The 22487-nt window shown below is 63.8% G+C and carries 18 protein-coding genes and 2 tRNA genes; 9 read left to right on the top strand and 11 right to left on the bottom strand.

Features of this window, described 5'->3' with window-relative positions; genetic code table 11:
- The first annotated feature begins 79 nt into the window (after positions 1 to 79).
- Positions 80 to 1729, top strand: coding sequence for a choline dehydrogenase (gene betA, locus ACFHWW_RS14760; RefSeq protein WP_324763072.1), 1650 nt, complete (start codon positions 80 to 82; stop codon positions 1727 to 1729).
- Between the two features lies 1 nt (position 1730).
- Here betA and ACFHWW_RS14755 read toward each other — a convergent pair whose 3' ends face one another.
- Entirely contained in the window at positions 1731 to 2210 is a 480-nt protein-coding gene (locus tag ACFHWW_RS14755; protein WP_379938925.1) for a DUF6644 family protein, read from the bottom strand.
- Positions 2210 to 2596, bottom strand: a complete 387-nt coding sequence (locus ACFHWW_RS14750; protein WP_026168560.1) for a DUF6152 family protein — start codon at positions 2594 to 2596, stop codon at positions 2210 to 2212. The genes ACFHWW_RS14755 and ACFHWW_RS14750 overlap by 1 nt, the downstream gene beginning before the upstream one ends.
- A gap of 156 nt (positions 2597 to 2752) precedes the next feature.
- Between ACFHWW_RS14750 and ACFHWW_RS14745 the strand changes: the two genes are divergently transcribed.
- The 4 genes from ACFHWW_RS14745 to cysN all read left to right on the top strand — a co-directional run bounded on the left by ACFHWW_RS14745 (position 2753) and on the right by cysN (position 7540).
- Complete coding sequence (locus tag ACFHWW_RS14745) at positions 2753 to 4105, top strand: chloride channel protein (RefSeq protein ID WP_379938923.1); 1353 nt, start codon at positions 2753 to 2755, stop codon at positions 4103 to 4105.
- Positions 4106 to 4248: 143 nt separating this feature from the next.
- The gene (locus ACFHWW_RS14740; protein ID WP_379938921.1) at positions 4249 to 5043 is read left to right on the top strand and encodes a phosphoadenylyl-sulfate reductase; all 795 of its coding nucleotides are present in this window, start codon (positions 4249 to 4251) and stop codon (positions 5041 to 5043) included.
- A gap of 47 nt (positions 5044 to 5090) precedes the next feature.
- Positions 5091 to 6044, top strand: coding sequence for a sulfate adenylyltransferase subunit CysD (gene cysD / locus ACFHWW_RS14735; protein WP_127711630.1), 954 nt, complete (start codon positions 5091 to 5093; stop codon positions 6042 to 6044).
- Entirely contained in the window at positions 6044 to 7540 is a 1497-nt protein-coding gene (gene cysN / locus ACFHWW_RS14730; RefSeq protein WP_018094481.1) for a sulfate adenylyltransferase subunit CysN, read from the top strand. Before cysD ends, cysN begins: the two co-directional genes overlap by 1 nt.
- Before the next feature lie 114 nt (positions 7541 to 7654).
- Here cysN and ACFHWW_RS14725 read toward each other — a convergent pair whose 3' ends face one another.
- Positions 7655 to 7798, bottom strand: a complete 144-nt coding sequence (locus tag ACFHWW_RS14725) for a hypothetical protein (protein ID WP_100674558.1) — start codon at positions 7796 to 7798, stop codon at positions 7655 to 7657.
- A 192-nt stretch (positions 7799 to 7990) separates the two neighbouring features.
- Positions 7991 to 8067 (bottom strand) — tRNA-Pro (locus ACFHWW_RS14720).
- A gap of 278 nt (positions 8068 to 8345) precedes the next feature.
- Between ACFHWW_RS14720 and ACFHWW_RS14715 the strand changes: the two genes are divergently transcribed.
- Positions 8346 to 8759, top strand: coding sequence for a hypothetical protein (locus tag ACFHWW_RS14715; protein WP_018094479.1), 414 nt, complete (start codon positions 8346 to 8348; stop codon positions 8757 to 8759).
- 93 nt (positions 8760 to 8852) lie between these two features.
- Here the strand turns inward: ACFHWW_RS14715 and ACFHWW_RS14710 are convergent, their stop codons facing one another.
- The 4 genes from ACFHWW_RS14710 to ACFHWW_RS14695 all read right to left on the bottom strand — a co-directional run bounded on the left by ACFHWW_RS14710 (position 8853) and on the right by ACFHWW_RS14695 (position 12826).
- A complete protein-coding gene (locus ACFHWW_RS14710; protein ID WP_379938918.1) occupies positions 8853 to 11471 on the bottom strand; it encodes a DUF3772 domain-containing protein in 2619 nt (872 codons plus the stop codon).
- Between the two features lie 344 nt (positions 11472 to 11815).
- On the bottom strand, positions 11816 to 12163 hold the full coding sequence (locus ACFHWW_RS14705; protein ID WP_198516906.1) for a hypothetical protein: 348 nt from the start codon (positions 12161 to 12163) through the stop codon (positions 11816 to 11818).
- The gene (locus tag ACFHWW_RS14700) at positions 12163 to 12414 is read right to left on the bottom strand and encodes a hypothetical protein (protein WP_379938916.1); all 252 of its coding nucleotides are present in this window, start codon (positions 12412 to 12414) and stop codon (positions 12163 to 12165) included. Before ACFHWW_RS14700 ends, ACFHWW_RS14705 begins: the two co-directional genes overlap by 1 nt.
- Positions 12415 to 12751: 337 nt before the next feature.
- Positions 12752 to 12826 (bottom strand) — tRNA-Gln (locus ACFHWW_RS14695).
- Positions 12827 to 13060: 234 nt separating this feature from the next.
- Here ACFHWW_RS14695 and ACFHWW_RS14690 point away from each other — a divergent pair.
- Complete coding sequence (locus tag ACFHWW_RS14690) at positions 13061 to 13969, top strand: MBL fold metallo-hydrolase (RefSeq protein ID WP_100674575.1); 909 nt, start codon at positions 13061 to 13063, stop codon at positions 13967 to 13969.
- A gap of 53 nt (positions 13970 to 14022) precedes the next feature.
- Here the strand turns inward: ACFHWW_RS14690 and ACFHWW_RS14685 are convergent, their stop codons facing one another.
- Complete coding sequence (locus tag ACFHWW_RS14685; RefSeq protein WP_324763065.1) at positions 14023 to 14931, bottom strand: DUF1499 domain-containing protein; 909 nt, start codon at positions 14929 to 14931, stop codon at positions 14023 to 14025.
- Between the two features lie 294 nt (positions 14932 to 15225).
- Here ACFHWW_RS14685 and ACFHWW_RS14680 point away from each other — a divergent pair, with 294 nt between their 5' ends.
- Positions 15226 to 15615: a hypothetical protein gene (locus ACFHWW_RS14680; RefSeq protein ID WP_100674560.1), complete on the top strand. Its 390-nt coding sequence runs from the start codon at positions 15226 to 15228 to the stop codon at positions 15613 to 15615.
- Between the two features lie 168 nt (positions 15616 to 15783).
- Entirely contained in the window at positions 15784 to 16032 is a 249-nt protein-coding gene (locus ACFHWW_RS14675; protein WP_018094472.1) for a hypothetical protein, read from the top strand.
- 42 nt (positions 16033 to 16074) lie between these two features.
- Here the strand turns inward: ACFHWW_RS14675 and ppdK are convergent, their stop codons facing one another.
- Together ppdK and ACFHWW_RS14665 are read right to left on the bottom strand one after the other, a co-directional pair.
- On the bottom strand, positions 16075 to 18771 hold the full coding sequence (gene ppdK, locus ACFHWW_RS14670) for a pyruvate, phosphate dikinase (RefSeq protein ID WP_100674561.1): 2697 nt from the start codon (positions 18769 to 18771) through the stop codon (positions 16075 to 16077).
- Between the two features lie 196 nt (positions 18772 to 18967).
- Entirely contained in the window at positions 18968 to 22429 is a 3462-nt protein-coding gene (locus ACFHWW_RS14665) for a chromosome segregation SMC family protein (RefSeq protein ID WP_379938913.1), read from the bottom strand.
- Between the last annotated feature and the right edge of the window lie 58 nt (positions 22430 to 22487).

Raw genomic sequence — 22487 nt, 5'->3', positions numbered from 1 at the left:
CCCTCTTTCCCTCGCGCGCGGGAGAAGGCGGCGGCAGCCGGATTGAGGGGCCATCCCAGAAGCAAGAAAGACCACGCTCATGCAGGCAGATTTCGTCATCATCGGTTCCGGCTCGGCGGGCTCAGCGCTCGCCTATCGCCTGTCGGAAGACGGCAGGAATTCGGTCATCGTGCTCGAGTTCGGCGGCTCCGATGTCGGCCCGTTCATCCAGATGCCGGCGGCGCTTGCCTGGCCGATGAACATGAACCGCTATAATTGGGGCTATCTCTCCGAACCCGAACCGAACCTCAACAACCGGCGCATCACCGCGCCGCGCGGCAAGGTGATCGGCGGCTCCTCCTCGATCAACGGCATGGTCTATGTCCGGGGCCATTCGGAAGACTTCAACCGCTGGGAGGAACTCGGCGCCAAAGGCTGGGCCTATGCGGACGTGCTGCCCTATTACAAGCGGATGGAGCATTCGCATGGCGGCGAAGAGGGCTGGCGCGGCACCGATGGGCCGCTGCACGTCAAGCGCGGCCCGGTCAAGAATCCCCTTTTTCACGCCTTCATCGAAGCGGGAAAAGAGGCCGGCTTCGAAGTCACCGAGGACTATAACGGCTCGAAGCAGGAGGGCTTCGGGCTGATGGAGCAGACGACGTGGCAGGGCCGCCGCTGGTCGGCCGCTTCCGCCTATCTGAGGCCGGCCCTCAAACGTCCGAATGTCGAGCTCATCCGTTGCTTCGCCCGCAAGGTCGTGATCGAGAACGGCCGGGCGACGGGCGTGGAGATCGAGCGGGGCGGACGGATCGAGGTGGTGAAGGCCAACCGCGAAGTGATCGTCTCCGCCTCCTCCTTCAATTCGCCGAAGCTGCTGATGCTTTCCGGCATCGGACCGGCCGCCCACCTCAAGGAGATGGGAATTGACGTGAAGGCCGACCGACCCGGCGTCGGCCGGAACCTGCAGGACCACATGGAATTCTATTTCCAGCAGGTGAGCACGAAGCCGGTTTCACTCTATTCCTGGCTGCCATGGTTCTGGCAGGGCGTCGCCGGTGCGCAATGGCTCTTTTTCAAGAGAGGCCTCGGAATTTCCAACCAGTTCGAGTCCTGCGCCTTCCTGCGTTCGGCACCCGGCGTGAAGCAGCCGGACATCCAATACCACTTCCTGCCGGTGGCGATCAGCTATGACGGCAAGGCGGCGGCGAAGTCGCACGGCTTCCAGGTGCATGTCGGCTATAACCTGTCCAAGTCGCGCGGTGACGTCACCCTTCGCTCGTCCGATCCCAAGGCCGACCCGGTGATCCGCTTCAACTATATGAGCCATCCGGAGGACTGGGAGAAGTTCCGCCATTGCGTTCGGCTGACGCGGGAGATTTTCGGCCAGAAGGCTTTCGACCTCTATCGCGGCCCCGAAATCCAGCCCGGCGAAAAGGTGCAGACGGACGAGGAGATCGATGGGTTCCTGCGCGAGCATCTCGAAAGCGCCTATCATCCCTGCGGCACCTGCAAGATGGGGGCGAAGGACGATCCGATGGCCGTGGTCGACCCCGAAACCCGGGTTATCGGCGTCGACGGGCTTCGTGTCGCCGACTCCTCGATCTTCCCGCACATCACCTATGGCAACCTCAACGCCCCCTCGATCATGACCGGCGAGAAGGCCGCCGATCATATCCTCGGCAAGCAGCCACTCGCCCGCTCGAACCAGGAGCCGTGGATCAATCCGCGCTGGGCGGTGAGCGACAGGTAAGTTATTCCGAGAGGAAACCAATCCAGCGCCCGGCTAGGACCGCACCGGTCCAGACCGACATGGAAAGCAGCGCTGAAAGGCGGACCCTCGGCGAGAGCGGCCCGCCTTTGATTGCGTCGCGCCATTGCGGGGTCAGGTGCAATATGGCGGCGTTGAGTACGCCGAGCGCGAGCAGCGTCATCTTCGTCAGGAAGGCGGGGTTGCCGGCATACTCAACCGGGCGAACGCTGAAGAGACAGAAACCGGTGACGATGGCCAACGCGATGCCGATCGCAGCCGCGCGTGAAAGATAGGGGCCGACCACACCGATCGGCACGTCGCGGAAGAAGCCGAGCAGCCGCAGGTCGAGCGGCAGGATCGAACCGACGACTATCCCGATCGAGAGTATGTGGGCGGCGTTCACGAAGATGTAGAGCACCGCGGAGCGCCGTATCGCCAAAGCGAAGGGCAACGCCCCGATCCACGTCAGCGCCTCCTCCATCAATTCGTCCGTATGCGCTCCGGATAGATGTCGTAGACCTTGCCGGCGACGGTGATCCGCACGGCCTTCATCCTCTTCTCGTTCCGGTCGAGCGAGCGGTTGCCCAGCACCACGATCGGATCGCCGGCCTTGGCTACCCCCTCCACAAAGCCCGAACGCTGGGTGAGCCGCGGGTTGCCGAGTTCGACCCGCCAGGTGCCGTCATCCGTCGTCTCGACCTGAAGGGTCGGATGCGGCGGCGCCATGGAGATCTCGCGGATCGTCCCTGAAAGCTCGACCTGATCGGCCTCCGCCCAGGACCAGCCGTGATGCGCGTAGGCGCCCGTCACCAGAAGCAGGCTCAGCAAACCGGCCGCGGGGAGGCGTGACGACAAAGACGTAGCCATCGGCATTTCCTTCTCCTGCGTTGATGATGCCTGAACATGGAGCACGCATGGGGCAAGAACAGCGCGCTCACCGATTGTTGAACGGCAGGGTCTCGCGATCCTGCAGGGGCAGACTCCCGATTTGTGTTCGAAGGGCATACTCGCTAAGAGAACATGATGCCTTCGGCCTACACCAAATCGAAACTCCTCCGCCGGTCCAGAGTCCTTTGGGGATCTTACGGCGTCTGGCGGCCAAGACTGGTCTTCTGGGTCGGCGCAATTGCGATCGGCGTGATCAGCGTCGCCTTCGCCGAAGCCGCAGATTGGGCGCAACACGCCTTCCGCCGGCTGACGGATGCCGGGGAGTGGAGCTTTCTGCTTCACCTGCTCCTCACACCTGCGGTTTTCGTCCTCTCTGCCTGGCTCGCCATCCGCTTCTTCCCCAATGCGCAAGGCAGCGGCATCCCGCAGGCCATCGCTGCAAGGCATCTGCATGGCGAGGAAGAGCGCTCGCGCCTGCTGTCGCTGCGGCTTGCCTTCGGGAAGATCCTGCTTACGGTCCTCGGGCTCTTCGGCGGGGCATCGATTGGTCGCGAAGGCCCTACCGTCCAAGTCGGCGCCTCGATCATGCTGCAGGCCGCCCGCTGGGGCGGAATGGCTCACGCGCGCGGGCTCATACTTGCCGGCTCCGCCGCGGGGATCGCGGCCGCATTCAACACACCGCTGGCGGGTATCGTCTTCGCGATCGAGGAAATGAGCCGGACCTACGAGTCTCGCGCAAACGGACTCGTTCTGACCGCAGTCATATTGTCCGGCCTCGCGGCCCTGAGCCTCTCCGGCAACTACACCTATTTCGGCACCAGTTCGACGACGGCGAGCGGCGCCAAAGATTTCCTGCTCATTCTCGCCTGCGGAATAGGCGGCGGGCTTCTTGGCGCCGCCTTTAGCGCGGCCAGCCTTCGGCTGACGCGGCGTATCCGCCGCTGGGCGCAGCCGGCTCCCGTGAAGCGCATGCTCATGCTGGCTGGCGGATGCGGCGTCGCCACCGGCATCGTCGGGGTCCTGTCGGGTGGTGCCACCTTCGGAACCGGCTACGAGCAGGCGCAAGCGGCGGTCGCAGGTGAGCCGCTTCCCTATTTCTTTTTCCTGGGCAAGCTGTTCGCGAGCTTCGCGGCGATGATCTCGGGTATCCCCGGCGGCATCTTCGCCCCCTCTCTTGCGATCGGCGCAGGACTCGGCAGCACGATGAGTTCACTTTTCGGAACCAGCATCGCCTTGGGAGCCGTGCTCGGCATGGCCGGCTATTTCGCCGGCATCGTCCAGGCGCCGATGACCGCCTTCGTCATCATCATGGAGATGACCGGCAACCATCAGGGCGTGATCGCGCTGATGGCCGCATCGATGCTTGGCTATGTCACCGCCCGGCTCGTTTCGCCCGAGCCGCTCTATCACGGTCTTTCCAGAACATTCATCGCCCAGAGCATTCTCCTGCGCAGGAGCAGCGCGAAAAGCGAAGCCGCACCTCAGTGAGGCATCGGCCACGGGCGCCTTTTTCAAGGCCTCTGGGGATCAGAGAGATATTTGCTCCGTTCGCGCGGCATTAGAAACCGCTATTTCTGTCCATTGTCATGAACGGCTGCCATATTCCGTGCAAATCGCAACAGGATGCAGCCATGACGACGCAATCCCGCAAAGCAGAAGTGGCGGTCGACGCGGAAGAGTTTGCCCTCGAGGCAGAGGCCCAGGCCATCAACGACGAGCTCGAAGGGCTGGATCTTTCCGGCCGTCTGGCATTCATCGCTGGGCTGGAAGGCCGCGCGGTCTTTACCACTTCGCTCGGCATCGAGGACCAGGTCATTACCGCCGCGATCGGCAGCAGCCATCTCGATATCGAAGTCGCGACGCTGAAGACCGGCCGTCTTTTCGACGAGACCGTGGCCCTGATCGACAAGACCGAGGAGACCTATGGCATCCTCATCAAGCGCTATTATCCCGAGAAAGCCGATATCGAAGCTTATGTGGCGCAATACGGCATGAACGGGTTCTACGAAAGCGTCGAAGCCCGGCATGCCTGTTGTGGCGTGCGCAAGCTGAAGCCGCTTGCGCGCGCACTCGACGGGGCAAGCTACTGGATTACCGGCCTGCGGCGCGGGCAGTCGGGCAACCGTGCCACGACCCCTTTCGCTGAAGCCGACGTCGAGCGCGGGCTCATCAAGATCAATCCGCTCGCCGACTGGGACATCGAGACGATCCAGGCCCACGTCGCGGCAGAGGCCATCCCCGTCAACCCGCTGCACAGCCGCGGCTATCCGTCGATCGGTTGCGAGCCCTGCACCCGGGCCATCAAGCCCGGTGAGCCGGAGCGCGCCGGGCGCTGGTGGTGGGAGAACGATGAGAAGCGCGAATGCGGCCTGCATGTGCCGGAAGCGGCTTCCTCGATCATCCCCAACGCCAGCAACGCGGCCTGAGCGCCACGCGCGCACCCGAAGACCACGATCTTCCCCCGGAGTTAGCAATGCCCCACACTCTTCCGGAAACGGAACTGCATAATCCGCAGAGCACGAAACCGCCGCTCGATCCGCATCTGAAGGCGCTGGAGAACGAAGCGATACACATCTTCCGCGAGGTCGCGGCCGAATTCGAGCGCCCCGTAATGCTTTACTCGATCGGCAAGGATTCGTCGGTCCTGCTGCATCTTGCGCGCAAGGCCTTCTATCCCGGCCGCATCCCCTTCCCGCTCCTGCATATCGATACGGGCTGGAAGTTCCGCGAGATGATCGCATTCCGTGACGAGATGGCCGCGAGATACGATCTCGACCTCGTCGCCCACACCAATCCGCGCGGCGCAGCCGAGAACGTCACGCCGTTCACGCACGGATCGGCGCTCTATACCGACATCATGAAGACCGAAGCGTTGCGCCAGGCGCTCGACGCGGGTCAGTACGACGCCGCATTCGGCGGCGCGCGCCGCGACGAGGAGGCAAGCCGTGCCAAGGAGCGCATCTACTCCTTCCGCACGCCCGATCATCGCTGGGATCCGCGCAATCAGCGCCCGGAACTCTGGAACGTCTATAACGGCATGATCCGCAAGGGCGAGAGCGTCCGTGCCTTCCCTCTGTCCAACTGGACCGAGGTCGACATCTGGCGCTACATCCAGGCGGAAGAGATCCCGATCGTTCCGCTCTATTTTGCCAAGAAGCGCCCCGTCGTAGAGCGCGACGGCATGCTGATCCTCGCCGAGGATCCTCGCCTCGAGCTGCTTCCCGGCGAGGTCAAGCGCGAGGAAGTCATCCGCTTCCGCACGCTCGGCTGCTTCCCGCTCACCGGCGCGATCCGCTCCGAAGCCGACACGCTCGACGACATCATTGCCGAACTTGAAACCGCGACCGTCTCCGAACGTCAGGGCCGCGCGATCGATCGCGATCAGGCCGGTTCGATGGAAAAGAAGAAACGCGAAGGATATTTCTGATGACCGCACCGGCAGCAGCGAACGCAGTCCTGGATCAAACCGTCGTATCCCTTCCGATGCAGGAGACTGCGCGGGTCGTGCGCGACACGCGGCCCCTTCGCCTCATCACCTGCGGCAGCGTCGACGACGGCAAATCGACGCTGATCGGCCGGCTGCTTTGGGACACCAAGGCGGTCAAGGAAGACCAGGCGGCAAGCCTTCAGCGCGATTCCGGCGGCAAGCAGAACGATCTCGGCCTTCCGGATTTCGCTCTCCTGCTCGACGGCCTTCAGGCCGAGCGTGAACAGGGCATCACCATCGACGTGGCCTATCGCTATTTCGCGACCGACAAGCGCTCCTTCATCGTCGCCGACACGCCCGGCCACGAGCAATATACCCGCAATATGGCGACCGGCGCTTCGACCGCCGACCTCGCCGTGCTGCTCGTGGACGCGCGCGTCGGCCTTTTGGAGCAGACCCGCCGCCACGCGACGATCGCGACGCTGATGGGCATCCGCCAGTTCGTGCTCGCCGTCAACAAGATCGACCTGACGAATTACGATCGCGCCCGCTTCGATCAGATCTCGCACGAGTTCCGGGAGCTGGCCCTTTCGCTCGGAGTGCGCCAGGTCACCGCAATCCCGGTCTCGGCGCTCAAGGGCGAGAACGTCGTCTATGACGGCCGCGCTTCCATGCCCTGGTATGACGGCCCGACGCTCATCGAAATTCTGGAGCTTGCCACGACCCGCTCCGCCCAGACCGTCGGCTTCCGCCTGCCGGTGCAGCGCGTATCGCGCCCGGGAGAGAGCTTCCGCGGCTATCAGGGCACGGTTGCCGGCGGCTCGGTGAAGCCGGGTGACTCCGTCGTCATCCTGCCGTCGGGCATGGTTGCCAATGTGAGCAAGATCGTCACCTTCGATCTCGTGCGCAATGCGGCGGTAGCGGGAGACGCGATCACCCTGGTGCTCGACCGCCAGGTGGACGTTTCCCGCGGCGACGTGATCGCCTCGATCGACAGCCAGCCGATGACCGGGCTCGCCTTCGATGCGCAACTCGTGGCGCTGCAGCCGGAAGGCATCCAGCCGGGCAAGCGCTACTGGCTGAAGTCCGGCAGCCGCCGCCAGCGCGTGCAGGTGCAGCCGGTCAGCCAGCTCGAACTCAAGAGCGGCAAGTGGAACCACGCAGACGAACTGCCGATGAACGCGATCGGCAAGGTGCACCTCGCCTTCGACGAACAGGCGATCTTCGACACCTATGAGCAGAACCGCACGACCGGCGCCTTCATCCTGATCGATCCCGACACCAACAACACGGTGGCGGGCGGCATGATCACTGCCAAGCGCGCCGCGCTCGGGGGCATCCATGCCGAGGAAAGCCGGGTGATCCTGTCGCTGCCGGCAGATCTTGCCGATCAGCTCATGGCAACGGAGCTCTTCGCCGCCCGCCGCGAAGACGTGGAGGTGCGCCGGATAACCGCCGCGAAGGCGGTGGGTATCATCGACTCGATCGACGGCTGACGCTCTTACCGTTTGCCTGTCAGCAAAGGGGCCGCATGGCCCCTTTTTGCTGCTCTGATCGGTAGACGGTCGGAGTGCAAGCACGCGCTTCTAAGGTGGAGGCCGTCAATACGGTCAGGCCCGCCGCTCGACCGTTGCGAGGTCGATCGTCAGCGGCTGTGGATCGGCATGATTCCAAAGCTGGTAGCCGACTACACTGCCCAGAATGGCGGCCCAGACGACAATTTCGCGCAGAGTGAAGATAGGTTCCTTCGACATCGCTGCCTCGCGGGTTTGCGTTTGAAGGATATTCGCTCCGATTGTTCACTCCGATAAGACGGATTTTCAGGAACAGCCCGTTTCTCTGTGAACAATAAAGGTGCGGCAAAGCATCCGTCGCCGCAATGTGAGGGCGACCCGGCAAACCGGCAGAAAGCCGGAAAAAAGATACGGTTGGGGGAGATTTGCAGCTGGTCGGAGTGGAGTGATTCGAACACTCGACCCCCACGTCCCGAACGTGGTGCGCTACCAGACTGCGCTACACTCCGTGACCAGCGGCGCCTCTATAGAACAGCATTTTTGATTTCACAAGCGCCTATCGCAAAAAAGACCGCGCTGAAGGTGAAAATGTTCCGGCCGCCGGCACGCCCCGTCTCATACGCGATAGGGCGTTTCTGCAACGCTCTCCAATTTACTCTGCGGCAATGCTCCGAGCCGATTTTCTTTCACGGCTTTTAGCGCTAGAGCCTCGGCGGACTGCAAGGAAAACCGGGGACTCCGGCCCTTCCGCGCCGCAGGTTTCAGGACATATCTAAGGGACAGACACATGAATTTCCGCATGATGACGGCGGGCGCCCTCGGGCTGCTTCTTGCCGGCTGCACGACAACGACCGGGATCACGAGAAATGCGGTCGAGGCGCGCTGGCTCGGCCAGCCGGCGGGGCCCTTCTTCGCTCAGTTCGGCCCACCCATTTCCGACGTCGAAGCGGGCGGCGACACCGTTTATAGCTGGAAGGGCGGTTACAAGACGCGCAGGATCCCGGCGGAATACGAAAAGACCGCCGACGGCAAACGCGGCAAGCGCATCTCTGCCGCGCGCACGGAATATCTGAGCTGCTCCGTTCAGCTGACCGTCTCCTCCGACTACGTCATCCGCGCGATCCGGATCGCCGGCGACCGCAAGCGTCCGAACGGGCCGAGCTGGTGCGAGGAGTTTTTGGGCGGCGCAAAGGCGGAGTAGTCAGCTCGAACCGTCTCGGCTACCTCGGCTACCCCCGGGCCCGCTGCCGAAAGCCAGCGGGCCTGCTTCGTCATCCGGGACTGCCTTTCATACTCATTCGCTGGCGGCCTCGGCCGCACTCTTCCGACGCTTCGCGCGCGATTGCCCCGGCCGAGACGCTGCGGCCGGCGCGGCTGTGCGGCCATCGAACAGCTCGCGGACCAGCCCCTCGATGCTGGCGAGATCGCGAAGATGGATGTCGCGCTGACCGAAGGGCATTTCGATCTTTTCCTCGCGGAAGCGTTTGGCGATTTCGAAACGCATATCGCTCGCCGCGCCCGCATCGGCGTTGATGTTGCCGACGTGGCAGAACAAGGTGAACTGCAGGGCATCGGCTCCGAAATCGGTGAAGGAAACGAAAGGCTCCGGAATTTTCAAGACGCGCGGATTGTCCATGGCGATTTCCAGCAGAACCCGCCGCACCTGCTCCGGGTCCGATTCATAGGAGACCCCCACCGGAATCTTCAGGCGCGCCGAGAAGTCGCCATGCATCCAGTTGACCACCTGGCCGCTGATCAGGTCGGCATTGGGTACGATCACCGTCACATTGTCGAAGGTCTGGATCTGGGTAGCCCTGACGCTGACGCGCTGGACGATCCCCGTATTCGGGCCGACCTCGATGCGGTCCCCGACCTTGAAGGGCCGTTCGGCAAGCAGGATGATCCCGCTGACGAAGTTGTTGACGATGGACTGCAGGCCGAAACCGATGCCGACGGACAGGGCGCTGGCGACGATTGCGACGTTCTGGAGGTTGAGACCCGCATAGGAAAAGGCCACGAGACCCGCGATTGCAGCGCCGACATAGCCTACCCCCGTATGGATCGACGTCCTGAGGCCGGTGTCGAGGCTGGTTTGCGGCAAAAGGCGGCCGTCGAGCCACCTCTGGAAACCGCGCGTTGCGACGATCACGACGACGAAAACGACGATCGCGCCGAGAATCGCAGAAGGCGAGAACGAAAATCCGGCGATCTCGAATCCGAAGAAGGCGGAAGTGAAGGTGCCGACCACATCTTCCGACTGGATGCCCCAGGGCGCGAGAAGGGCCATAACGGCTGCCATGATCACGATCAGGCGCGCGAACCCGGCAAGGATCACACCGATCTGGCTGATCGTGTTGGGCTTCAGGCCGATCGCCTGCCGCATGAAGCCGCCGATCCGCGTCTGTACCGAAAAGCCGTAGGAAATCGCCTCGTCCGCAAGACGCAGCAACAGCACGAGGCTCATCAGCACCGCCGTCGTGAAGACGATCTGCAGCGCGGCGAAGCGTCCGAAAGCCACGAAGCCGGCGAGCGGCGCAATAACGGTGAGCGCGGCGACCGCCCAGGTAACCGGAATGAGCAGGCGCCACGCCGAGCTCGTTCCCTGCGGATTCTCGTCATCATCTTCGCGCGCGACAAATCTGAGCGCGACCATGGCGAGAATGCCGAGCGCGATGGCACCGAGGCCTTGGGCCGCGACGGCAAAGGAGAGGGGCGCATGAGTCGCCTTCAGGAACGCGTCGAGCGCAAGGCCGCCGACATTCACCACAGCCATGGCCACTATTATCGGAATCAGCCGCTCGGCCGCCGTGTCCGTAACCTCGACGAGCCGCCAGCTCGGCCGTTCCGGTGCGAGAACGGCGATCGAGAGTCCGTAAAAGAAGGATGCGAAGGTCAGCCCGAAAAGGACCGGCCGCAGGACCGTCGCCAGATCCGCCGGGAGAACCTTCAGAATGGACATGGCTTGGTAGAGCACGAAGAAGGCGACAGCCGGGATCAGCAAGTTCGCAAGCGTGATGGCCGCCGCTGCGGTCGCCTTGGCGAGCCCCGACGGGTGGAGAACCGAAGGGTCGCGGCTCGTGCGCCGAGTAAGCCAGCGCCGGCCCGGCGACAGGAGAAAGGCGGCGAAGCCAATCACGACCACGAGAATGCCCGCGGCCGAACGGCCCGTGCGTTCGACCAGGGCGCCGAACCAGTACCCGACCACGCGGGACTGGTCTGCCAGCGTCTCCGGTGTCGCGGCGGCCAGATCGAACCAGAAGGAAGGATCGGCAAGGCTCTGCGAGCGCTGCAGAATGGAGCTCGTAAAGAGGGCCCGCCGCCGCTCTCCGATCGTGTCTATATCCTGCTGGCCGCGAAGCGCGATGAGATCGGCCTGCTGGACGACGCCCTGCAGGCCGGCCGCCTCCGACTGTAGTTGCGCCTGTTCGGATTTGATCGCTTCGGTCTGGTTGCGGGCGGCCTGCTCGTCGGCCGGCTTCAACTGCTCGATGCGCTGATTGACGAGCTGCAATCGCGGCTGCAGGGCTGCCTTGAGCCCGGCGGCTTGCATGGGAATCTTGGCGATCTGGCTGCGCAGCTGTGAAAGAGTGACGTCGTCTACGCGTTCGGCCTGGAGCGCGGCCTCCACACGCTCCAGCGTCGCTTGCCAGGCATCGATGCGTGCCTGCTCCTCCGGAAAGGCTTTCGGCGGCACCTCCGGTAAGGCACTACTCTGGCCCTGCACATCGGCTGCTGCGCCGGCTTTCGGCTGTCCGCCGCCGTCCTGGGCAAGGGCAGCCGGTGCAAATGTCAGCAGGAATGCGACGAGAAGCAATCGAAGCAATGTGCTGACCGAACGGGCCTGATCCAAAGCTCTTTCGAAGGTTGGGCCCGTCGCGGATGTGCGACGAAGAAGGAACCGCATGCTCGTCATTATCAGTCCTATTCCGGTGTTCTGCATCGTGCCTCTGCCGAGCGCGCTGAGCCGAGCCCGGGGTTTGCAAAGGCGCACCATAAGGTTGCCGACCGGATTATCCAACCTCACCCCGCCGATTTGCGCCGGCTATCCGGCCGGGAGCGCCTCGCAGACGCCGGCACGACGGCCGCATTCCGAACGGAGACACCGCTCGGAGATTCGACGCGTCGGCTTTCGCCGGCAGCCATTATCGGCATATTGCAGGAGGTTGTTGCCCGCCTCGATCCGTCCGCGTCCGAGGCAGCCCTTACGAAATTTCCGCCGCGCAAATCTCGGCCGTCAGGAGGCGAGGCGTTGCGCCCTCACAGGGTGCTTGCGAGATTCTGTGCTTTCTCTGCGAGGCACTTGTCACGGTTCTCGAAGTCGTATTCCAGGGCGATGAACGATACGTCCTCGCCGATGCCCTGGACTCTCAGCTCTATATATTTGATCGCGTCCTTGAGCTTCGAACCATGCGCGACTGACCATTCGTATCGGTGCATCCGCTCGTTCTGCGTTATGGACATCACCCAGTCACGCCTTTCATGCCAGCGTGGACCTGCCTTCAAATGCTCGAAGCGCTTTCCCCTGCCGTAAATATCTTCGAGTTCCTGTACAATCTCTTCGAACTTCGATCGAACGTCCGTTCCGAATCGATCCTTCCTGAACATCATCGATCCCGCACTGACACGGCAAACACCAAATCTTTCGCTGATTTTTCTGCTGCGTATACTTCAAAATCGGGGTGACGCCTCGGGACGGAACGAAGATTATATATGCCGCCGTGTGGCGCTACGTTTCTGAGTTCAAGAGAATTTTTACTCTGCCCCTGCTCTATGCCGATTGGACCCGCGCACGCTTCATATGCGATAATCAACGATGCAAGGCAGTGTGCGACATTGACAAGAATAATCGCTTTCATCTTCGCTATCCCCAGCGCGAATACACCTACAAGAAATAGGCGAATACGTTTCTTGTCAATCATAAATACTAAAATGCATTTCAGTTCTCGATGAGACCGCCAAAAATATGCATTATTTTATATAACTTATAAGGGTATAAGATTTCTGCCGAACCCGCATTTTCTCTGGGACCTATTCCCCCAGGGGCGCCAAATACGTCTGAATATGACTGCCGCAGAAGAACGGTGCTTTTCGGTTTTCATGCCGGTAAACCGAATTACAGTCGGCAGCTCTGTCGTCGAGCGCATCGACCACGCCGTCATCTTCGGCAAGGTATAGGTTCGGTGGTGTGAAGTGTGGCTGGGGCGCCTGGATTCGAACCAGGGAATGGCGGTACCAAAAACCGCTGCCTTACCGCTTGGCTACGCCCCAACTAAACTGGCAGGTAATCTCTTCGCCAAATCGAGCGCCTGATTAGCAAAGCTCGTGCGCGCTCACAATGCTTAACTTCGTTTGGCGCGCAGATTTATCGCTCGCGGTCCGGCAGCAATCTCAGGCCCGAACCGATGTTTCCTCCGCCCGGCCTTTGGCCTATGGTCGCGCCGCCCCCTAAAACTCCCGAGGGTGACGTGCAAGCGGGAGGCCGAGTGGATGACAGGCCAGGACATGCAAGCTCCGGAATTCGACCTCGATTTCAAGCCCGCCTATGGCGAACCGGTGAGCGTAGCCGAGAACGTACAGCGCATCACGGTCAACAATCCCAGTCCGTTTACCTTCCACGGCACGAACACCTATATTGTCGGCCGAAGTTCGGTCGCGATAATCGACCCCGGCCCCGAGGACGAGGCACATTTCCATGCGCTGATGGCCGCACTCGGGGGTCGCGAGGTGACGCATATCGCCGTCAGCCATACCCATCGCGACCACTCTCCGCTCGTCGGCAGGCTCGCCCGGGCAACCGGCGCGATGGTCGTGGGCGAAGGACCGCACCGGGCAGCCAGGCCGCTGCATGCCGGCGAGGTCAATCCCTTCGCCGAAAGTTCGGACATGGACTTCGTGCCCGATGTCGCGCTTTGCGACGGGGCACACGTCGAAGGCGACGGCTGGAGCCTGACGGCGGTAGCGACGCCGGGGCACACGGCCAACCACATGGCATTTGCGCTCGATGGAACCGGAATCCTCTTTTCCGCCGATCATGTGATGGCCTGGGCGACGAGCATCGTCGCGCCGCCGGACGGAGCCATGGCCGATTACATGGCCTCGCTCGACAAGCTGCTCCAGCGCGACGATCGGATCTACCTGCCAGGCCATGGCGGTGCGGTCAACGAGCCTGCCTCCTTCGTGCGGGCGTTGAAGGCGCATCGCAGGATGCGCGAGCGCGCGGTGCTCGAACGCCTGCGTGCGGGCGACCGGCAGATCGCCGACATGGTCAAGGTGATCTATGCCTCGACCGATCCGCGGCTGCACGGCGCTGCGGCACTCTCGCTGCTGGCGCATATCGAAGACCTCATCGAGCAGGGGCGCGTCGAAACAGAGGGGCCGCCGTCGCTCGCCAGCGCATACCGGCTGGCGTGACGCGGTTGGATCGCTGAAAGGCGCAATCCGCGGCAGAAAACCGCGCGCATTCTCTAATCGCCCGCGATCCCCAGGAGCTCGGCGTCGAGGTCGCGCAGGAACTCCTCGGCGAACATGGCTCCCATGCCGAGGTCATGGCGGCCGTAGCGCGAAGCCACGCGCAGATCGACGAAGGTCGTTTCCGCCTCTTCTCGCAATCTGATCAGCACGTCGAATCGGAAGCCGACGACAAGGCTCCGCCATTCGCCTTGCAGGACGACGTCGCTGGATCGCCGTCCCGGTATGCCGTCGTCGACCAGTTGCGTGGGTCGAGCGGTTGGAACGGGGATGACGTTCGGCCCGGCATTCGCATCCCCGCCTGCCTCGGGTCGTACGGCGAGGTCTTCGAGGTCCGCCCGCGCGTTGTCGGCGCCGAACTCAGCAGTGATGGTGATCCGCGTCTGCTCGACGACCTTGCGCACGCCCTGGAATACACGGTCCAGCGCCCCTTCGTAGCGCCGGCCCGTAAGCCCTGGATAGGCTTCAACCTGCGCCTCGCGGTCTTCCCGCGTCACCGGACGCTTGCGCCCGAGCCAGCTTTCCCCTGATGCCGGCGTCCTGATCCAGGGCGGGGGCGTCGAGGTATCGGTACTGACCTCGTAGAGCGCCGGTCGCGTCAGGTATTGCACGGCCCCATAACCGAGGAATCCGAGCGGAACCGCCGCGTAGAAGAGCGCCGAAACGGAAGCGGCCCCGCCGATCGCTGCCACCTGCCAAAGACGCGTGAGCCCGACCGTTGCCAGCACGACGCTAAGGAGAGCCAAGCCCCCGGCGATCAACGCCAGCGTCAGAAAGTGCGGCGTCGTCAGAGGACCGAAACGATGCGACAGCAGCGACAGCAGAAAAACGATGAAGGCGATGCGGGCGATGCGGCGCGCCCAATGTGCCGCGTAGGAATAGGGACGCTCGTACCGGACAATCATCTAACGGAATCAATCCCCGAGGCGGAAAAGGACCTCGCCTTTCTTAGACCATGGCTCGGGTAGTGCAAACCCCGTATCTTTCCCCCATCGGCGACGGAGATCACCCCATGGAGGCCAAAGAGAGAATGCGGGCGGCGAATATGGCGGCGCCACTCACACGGGTGCCGCAAATTTGCCATTCTCGTTAACCACCTATTCAGGTTTACTATTTGGCCGGACACACGGCGCTGTAGCATTTGGAGGCATCGGCCGTCGTCGCCGGCAAGAGGCGCGGCAAATCAACGGAGAGACATCATGGCCGCACAGCAATCTACCATGGAGATCGCCATCCCCGCCCCTCCGCCCCCGGTCGGCGAAGCCGCGATGCCCATGGCACTTCTCGAGTTGGAGCTTTCGCTCGATCGCTTTTCCGGCGACAAGGACGATTTCGTCGGCTTCACACATAAGGTGGCTCACGACATCGGCGCCGAGCTGCTCTTCGTTCTGCCGGCTTCCGGTCTCGTCGACGATTGCGTGACGATCGCCGCGATACGCCACGGCCAGGCGGAGGACAAGACACCGATCATCCTGTTCATCTGTCTCGCTCAGGACGGCACCACCATCCGCGTCGAGCAGCCGAGCGAGCACACCGCCGGTCTCAAGAGCTTCGCCAACTCCTTCGTCGGCGTCCTCGAGCGGATCTGAACCGCACTCCGTGGGGCGATTGACCAGCTATGCGCAACGGGCGCATGATGTCGACGAGTTGAATCGCGCCAACGGATTTCGTCTTATGCGTTGCATTATCATGCCTGTCGTCCAGCGGAATGCCATCGGACTCTGTCCCCGCGAATGGGTGCCGGTCAGGAGGCAAGGATGACGACGATGACCATGAGACTGCTTGGCCTTGCGGCCGTGGGGCTGGTGCTTGCCGCGTGCCAGTCGATGTCGCCGCAGGAACGTCGAGCGAGAGACGAAAATACATGCGCCTCCTACGGCTTCAGAAGGGGCACGGATGCGTTCGCAAACTGCCTGCAGCGCATAGATCTCGATCGTCGGGCGGAAGCGCGCGCTTTCCGGTACGACAACGACGTCTTCCTGCGCGGCCCCTATTACTGGCACTGACCGGCGAGACGGCCCACAACTCCGGACGAAGATCGACGACCGTCAGCTCGCCGCCAGAGCTTGAACCTCGGCGACCTCGCGGCCGTTGATCGTCGCCTGTGCGGCCGCAAGTCTCGCGATCGGCACTCGGAACGGCGAGCAGGAGACGTAATCGAGACCCGCTTCCTCGCAGAAGCGAATCGAGACGGGATCGCCGCCATGCTCGCCGCAGATCCCGAGCTTCAAACCGTTCTTGGTCCGCCGGCCCCGCTCCGCCGCGATCTGGATCAGTTCGCCCACGCCCTCGAAATCGAGCGAGACGAAGGGATCCTGCTCGATAATGCCCTTCTGCTGATAGGTGGCCAGGAACAGGGCTGCGTCATCGCGCGAAATGCCGAAGGTGGTCTGCGTCAGGTCGTTGGTGCCGAAAGAGAAAAAATCCGCCGATTCGGCGATCGTGTCCGCCCTGAGGGCCGCCCGCGGCAACTCGATCATCGTGCCGATCAGATAATCGATGTTCACGCCAGCCTCGCCGACGACCTCCTTGGCGACCGCCTCGATCCGCGCCTTGACGTAATCGAGCTCGGCGCGCAGGCCGACGAGCGGCACCATGATCTCGGGAACGACGGCAGCGCCGGTATCGTGGGCAGCCTGGACCGCCGCCTCGAAAATCGCGCGCGCCTGCATCTCGGCGATCTCCGGATAGGAGATCGCCAGTCGGCAACCGCGATGCCCGAGCATCGGATTGAACTCGTGAAGTGCATCGACCCGCTGACGAAGTTCCGCGGGATCGATCGTCAGCACGCGCGCAACCTCTGCGATTTCCTCGTCGGTTTTCGGCAGGAACTCGTGCAGCGGCGGATCGAGAAGACGGATGGTGACCGGCAGGCCGTGCATGATCGAAAAGAGCTCGACGAAATCGGAGCGCTGCATGGGCAGAAGCTTGGAAAGTGCTGCCCGCCGCCCTGCTTCGTCTTCGGCCAGGATCATCTCGCGCATCACATTGATGCGGTCATCCTCGAAGAACATGTGCTCCGTACGGCAGAGTCCAATGCCTTCGGCGCCGAAGGAGCGGGCGGCGCGCGCATCCGCCGGCGTCTCGGCATTGGTGCGCACGGTCATGCGGCGGCTTGCGTCGGCCCATTGCATGATCTTGCCGAAGTCGCCCGAAAGTTCCGGCTGCAGCATGGGGATCTCGCCCTTCAGCACCTGACCGGAAGAGCCGTCGATGGTGATCACGTCGCCCTTCCGCAGCGTGACGCTCGCGGCGATCAGGAGCTCGTTTCGCTGATCGACGCGGATGCTGCCGGCGCCCGATACGCAAGGCGTACCCATACCGCGCGCGACGACCGCCGCGTGGCTGGTCATGCCGCCGCGGGTCGTCAGTATGCCTTCAGCCGCATGCATGCCGTGAATGTCTTCAGGACTCGTCTCGACGCGAACGAGAATGACCTTGCGGCCTTCCTTGACCGCCTGCACCGCCTCGTCGGAGCTGAAGACGATCTCGCCCGTGGCGGCACCCGGCGAGGCCGGCAGGCCGGAACCGATAATATCGCGGCGGGCATGAGGGTCGATCGTCGGATGCAGAAGCTGGTCGAGCGAAGCCGGATCGATGCGCGCCACGGCCTCCTCCTTCGAGATCAGCCCTTCCTCGGCCATGTCGACGGCGATCTTCAGCGCCGACTTGGCCGTTCGCTTGCCGGAACGCGTCTGCAGCATCCAAAGCTTGCCGCGTTCGATCGTGAACTCGATGTCCTGCATGTCGCGGTAGTGGCGCTCGAGCGCGTTGCATATCTTTTCGAACTCGGAAAAAGCCTCCGGCATCAGCTTTTCCAGTGACGGCTTGTCCGAACCGGACGCGATGCGGGCCGCTTCGGTGATGTTCTGCGGCGTGCGGATGCCGGCGACCACGTCCTCGCCCTGAGCATTGACGAGAAACTCGCCATAGAGCTCTTTCTCGCCCGTCGACGGGTTGCGCGTGAAGGCGACGCCCGTCGCCGACGAATTGCCGAGATTGCCGAAGACCATGGCCTGGACGTTGACGGCCGTGCCCCAGCCGGCCGGTATGCCGTGAAGGTGCCGGTAGGTGATGGCCCGCGGGTTCATCCAGCTCGAAAAGACGGCACCGATCGCGCCCCAGAGCTGGATTTCCGGGTCCTGCGGGAAAGGCACGCCGAGCATCTCCTCGATCGCCTCCTTGTAGCGCGAGATCACGTGCTGCCATTCGACGGCGGAAAGCTCCGTGTCCTGCTCGTGACCGAGGCGCGCCTTCTCGTCCTCCAGAACTTCCTCGAAAACCTCGTGGTCCACCCCCATCACCACATCGCCATACATCTGGATGAAGCGGCGGTAACTGTCCCAGGCAAAGCGCGCATCGCCGGCGTCGTGACCGAGCGCGTGCACGGATTGATCGTTGAGGCCGAGGTTCAGGACCGTGTCCATCATTCCCGGCATGGAGGCGCGCGCGCCGGAACGGACCGACAGAAGCAGTGGGCGGTTCGTATCGCCGAAGACGCGCCCGGTGATTTTCTCCATCCGCGCGATGCCCTCGCGGACCTGCTCGCGCAGACCCTCGGGCATGCAGCGGCCCTTCTCGAGATAGCTGTTGCAGGCAGCGGTGACGATTGTGAGCCCCGGCGGCACCGGCAGGCCGAGATTGCACATCTCCGCGAGGTTAGCCCCCTTGCCGCCCAGCCGATCGCGGTCTTCCGCGCCCCCTTCGGCCTCTCCCGCACCGAAGGTATATACCCATTTCGCCATGCCTGTTCTCCACCCGAAACAGTCGCCGACCTAAAATCATGAACGTGATCGAATCTAAGAAGTCAGAGCGGGGTGCGGGCGGAAAAGCGCACGCACTTTTCCTCACCCCGCTCCAGACCATCTACAGTATATGCTCCGGCCTGAAAATGCACTCGGCGAAGATTTTGTTGCAGTGCACCAAATTGGAGGGTCGCCATCAGATGGCTTCGCGCAGCCGCTCTGCCGTCTGCAGGTCTACCGAGACGAGCTGCGAGACCCCCTGCTCCGCCATCGTGACCCCGAACAGGCGGTTCATCCGGGCCATGGTGATCGGATTGTGGGTGATGATGACGAAGCGGGTCTCGGTGGAGGCCGCCATTTCGTCCATCAGGTTGCAGTAGCGCTCGACATTGTGGTCGTCGAGCGGCGCATCCACCTCGTCGAGAACGCAGATCGGGGCCGGATTGGTGAGGAAGACGGCAAAGATCAGCGCCATGGCAGTCAGCGCCTGCTCGCCGCCGGAAAGCAGCGTCATCGTCTGCGGCTTCTTGCCGGGCGGCCGGGCAAGGATTTCGAGCCCCGCTTCCAGCGGGTCGTCGCTTTCGATGAGCTGCAGTTCCGCCGTGCCGCCCCCGAAGAGATGGGTGAAAAGCCGCTGGAACTGCACATTGACCACGTCGAACGCGGCAATCAGCCGCTCTCGGCCCTCGCGGTTGAGGTTCTGGATGGCACTCCTCAACCTGCGGATCGCCTCGATGACGTCGTCGCGTTCCTTGAGCAGCGCCGCGAGCCGTTCCGAAAGCTCCTTCTGCTCCTCGTCTGCGCGCAGGTTGACGGCGCCGAGCCTTTCCCGCTCGATCTTCAGCCGCTCGAGTTCCCGTTCCACGCTGCGCATATCCGGCAGTCCTTCGTCGGGGCCGAGGCCGGTAAGGCGCATCACTTCATGGGGGGCGCAGGACAATGCTTCGAGGATGCGCGCCTCTATCTCGACACGCCGCTCCCGCGCAGAAACGAGCCGCTCTTCGGCGCGGCCGCGCTTTTCGCGTACCTCTGCCAGCTCCGAGAGCGCGATGGCGGCCTGGCGATCCGCTTCGCGCTGGTGGTTTTCCGCCTCGGCGAGTCTGTCGGCCGCCTCTCGGCGCGACGCCTCCGCCTTTTGCAGCTCGTTCATCAGCGCGCGGCGCTTGTCGTCGAACTCGTCAGGCGCATCGAGCAGTTCCTCGACCTCCTCGCGCGCCTCCGCCTCGCGCTCGCGAAGCGTCGCAATGTGATCTTCGGCGCTCGCCGCCCTCGCTGCCCAGGTCTCTCGCTCCCCGGCGATGGCCGCAAGCCGCCTGAGGCGCCCATCGTTTTCGCGTGCGAGACCGTCATGTGCGGCGCGAGCCTCGGCCGCCGCCGCACGGTCGGTCGCGACTTCGGCCGTCCGATTGCTCAGCCGCAGGTCGAGCTCTGCAAGATCCGGCTGACCGGCAGAGGCCTCCCTGGCCGCCTCGATCGCTTCGGCGATCTCCTCGGCCTGCCCCTCGATCTGGAGCTTCGTCTCGGCAAGCACCGCGCGGCGCCGGGCAAGATCGCCGGAGGCCCGCTCGGCGGCTGCCAAGGCATCGCGCGCCTCGGAGAGCTGCCGTGCAAGCATGCGTTGCGCCTCGCGCGAAAGCCTCAGCCGCTCATCCTCGGCTCGGATGTGCGCTCCGGCAGCGGCAAGATGCGCCTCCGCCTTCAGCAATGCCTCGCTCGCCTCCTCGGCTGCACCTTCCAGTTCGGAAAGGCGGTTCTTCTGGGCGAGCCTTAGGGCCGCAGCACTCGGCGCTTCCGAGCCGGTAACGTGGCCGTCCCACCGCCAGACGGCGCCTTGCCTCGTCACCAGCCGCTGGCCGGTGCTGAGGAGCGGCAGCAGTCGCTCCGCCTCCTCGTCGCTCTCGATGATCCCGATCTGCCGGAGCGCTCGTCTCAGCGCCTCCGGTGCCTGGACGAAATCGATCAAAGGGAGGGCGCCAGCCGGCAATGCGGGATCGTTCGCATCGTCGCCAGGCATGCGCCAGTGCGCCGGCGCCGCCTGTTCCAGGGGCGAATCGAGGTCGTCGCCAAGAGCCGCGCCGAGCGCCGCCTCGAAGCCGCGCTCGACTTTCATCTCCTCGACGACGGCCGGATAGGTGCTGCCGCCGGCCGCCTCCAGCATGCGCCGGATCGTTCGCGCTTCCGTCTCGATGCCGTTCAGCCGCGCCCGGGCCTCGTCGACGGGCGGGCGCGCGGCGGCTTCGTCGGCGCGCGCCTCGGCGAGTCTCTCTTCGACGGCGGCGACGGCGGCCTCGGCCTCCTCCAGCGCCGCCTCCGCAAGCTCCACCTGCCCCCTCTTTTCGTCCGGGTCGGGGAGTCGCGCCATCTGACCGTCAAGCTCGTCGACTTCGCGCCCCTGATCCGCAAGCTGGCGTGCAAGGCGCGCCTGCCGCTCGGAGAGATCGCGCAGCGCTCTCTCGATCTGGTTGCGCGCGGCTTGCGCCTCGGCGCGCTCGGCCGTAATGCGGGCGAGACCGGCTTCGCTCGCCGCTAGCTTTTCATTGGCCTCGTCGAGCCTTTCACGCGCCTGAGCGCCGCGATCATCCGCCTCGGCCAGCGCGTCTCGCAGATCTTCCTCCTCCTGATCGAGGCGGGCGAGAATGCCGGCATTGTCGGCGACCAGCCGCTCTTCGCGGGCAATGTCCTCCGCAAGTTGCGCCAGTCGCCGCTGCAATTCCTCACGGCGGCGCAGGATGCGGCCGGCATCCTCCTCGAGCTGCGCGCGAGCGATCTGCAGGCGCTGCAGCCCGGCAGCGAACTTCGCCTCGCTTTCACGCAGTTCCGGCAGCTTGAGGCTCGCGATCGCCTGAGCCTTGGCGGCTTCCATCTGCGCCTGCGCCTTCTCGGCGACGAGCGCAGTGATCTGGTTCAGCTGGCTGGTCGCCTCGGCCTCCGCTTCCTTGGCCTGCACCCAGCGGGTATGGAACAGGATCGCCTCGTGCCGGCGGATTTCCGCCGACAGCATCTTGAACCGGTTGGCCTGGCGCGCCTGGCGCTTGAGGCTCTCGATCTGGCTTTCGAGCTGCGAGGTGACGTCGTCGAGGCGCTCCAGATTGGTTTCGGCCGCCTTCAGCCTGAGTTCCGCCTCATGCCGGCGCGAATGGAGACCGGAAATGCCGGCCGCCTCCTCGAGCAGTTGCCGGCGCGCCTGCGGCTTGGCGGCGATCAGCTCGCCGATGCGGCCCTGGCCCACCATCGAGGGCGAGCGCGCACCGGTGGACGCATCGGCAAACAGCAACTGCACGTCCTTGGCGCGCGCCTCCTTGCCATTGATGCGGTAGACCGAGCCCTGCTCGCGCTCGATACGGCGCGTCACCTGTATCTCGTCGCTGTCGTTGAAGGCTGCGGGCGCGGTGCGGTCGCTATTGTCCAGGTAAAGGCCGACTTCGGCCGTGTTGCGCGCCGGGCGGTTGCCGGATCCGGAAAAGATCACGTCGTCCATGCCGGAGGCACGCATGTTCTTGTAGGAGTTCTCGCCCATCACCCAGCGGAGCGCCTCGACGAGGTTGGACTTGCCGCAGCCGTTCGGTCCGACGACCCCGGTCAGGCCGCGCTCGATGACGAATTCCGTCGGTTCGACAAAGGACTTGAAGCCGAGCAGGCGCAGCCGGGTGAATTTCATGACGGACACGCTGGGGTGGATGGCGGCGCATACCCCCCTCTGCCCTGCCGGGCATCTC

Origin of the sequence: Sinorhizobium sp. P24N7, from assembly GCF_042436655.1 — a bacterium.
Classification (GTDB): domain Bacteria; phylum Pseudomonadota; class Alphaproteobacteria; order Rhizobiales; family Rhizobiaceae; genus Sinorhizobium; species Sinorhizobium meliloti_A.
The sequence above is the reverse complement of the archived record's forward strand: the minus strand, read 5'-3'. Positions and strand labels throughout refer to the sequence as shown.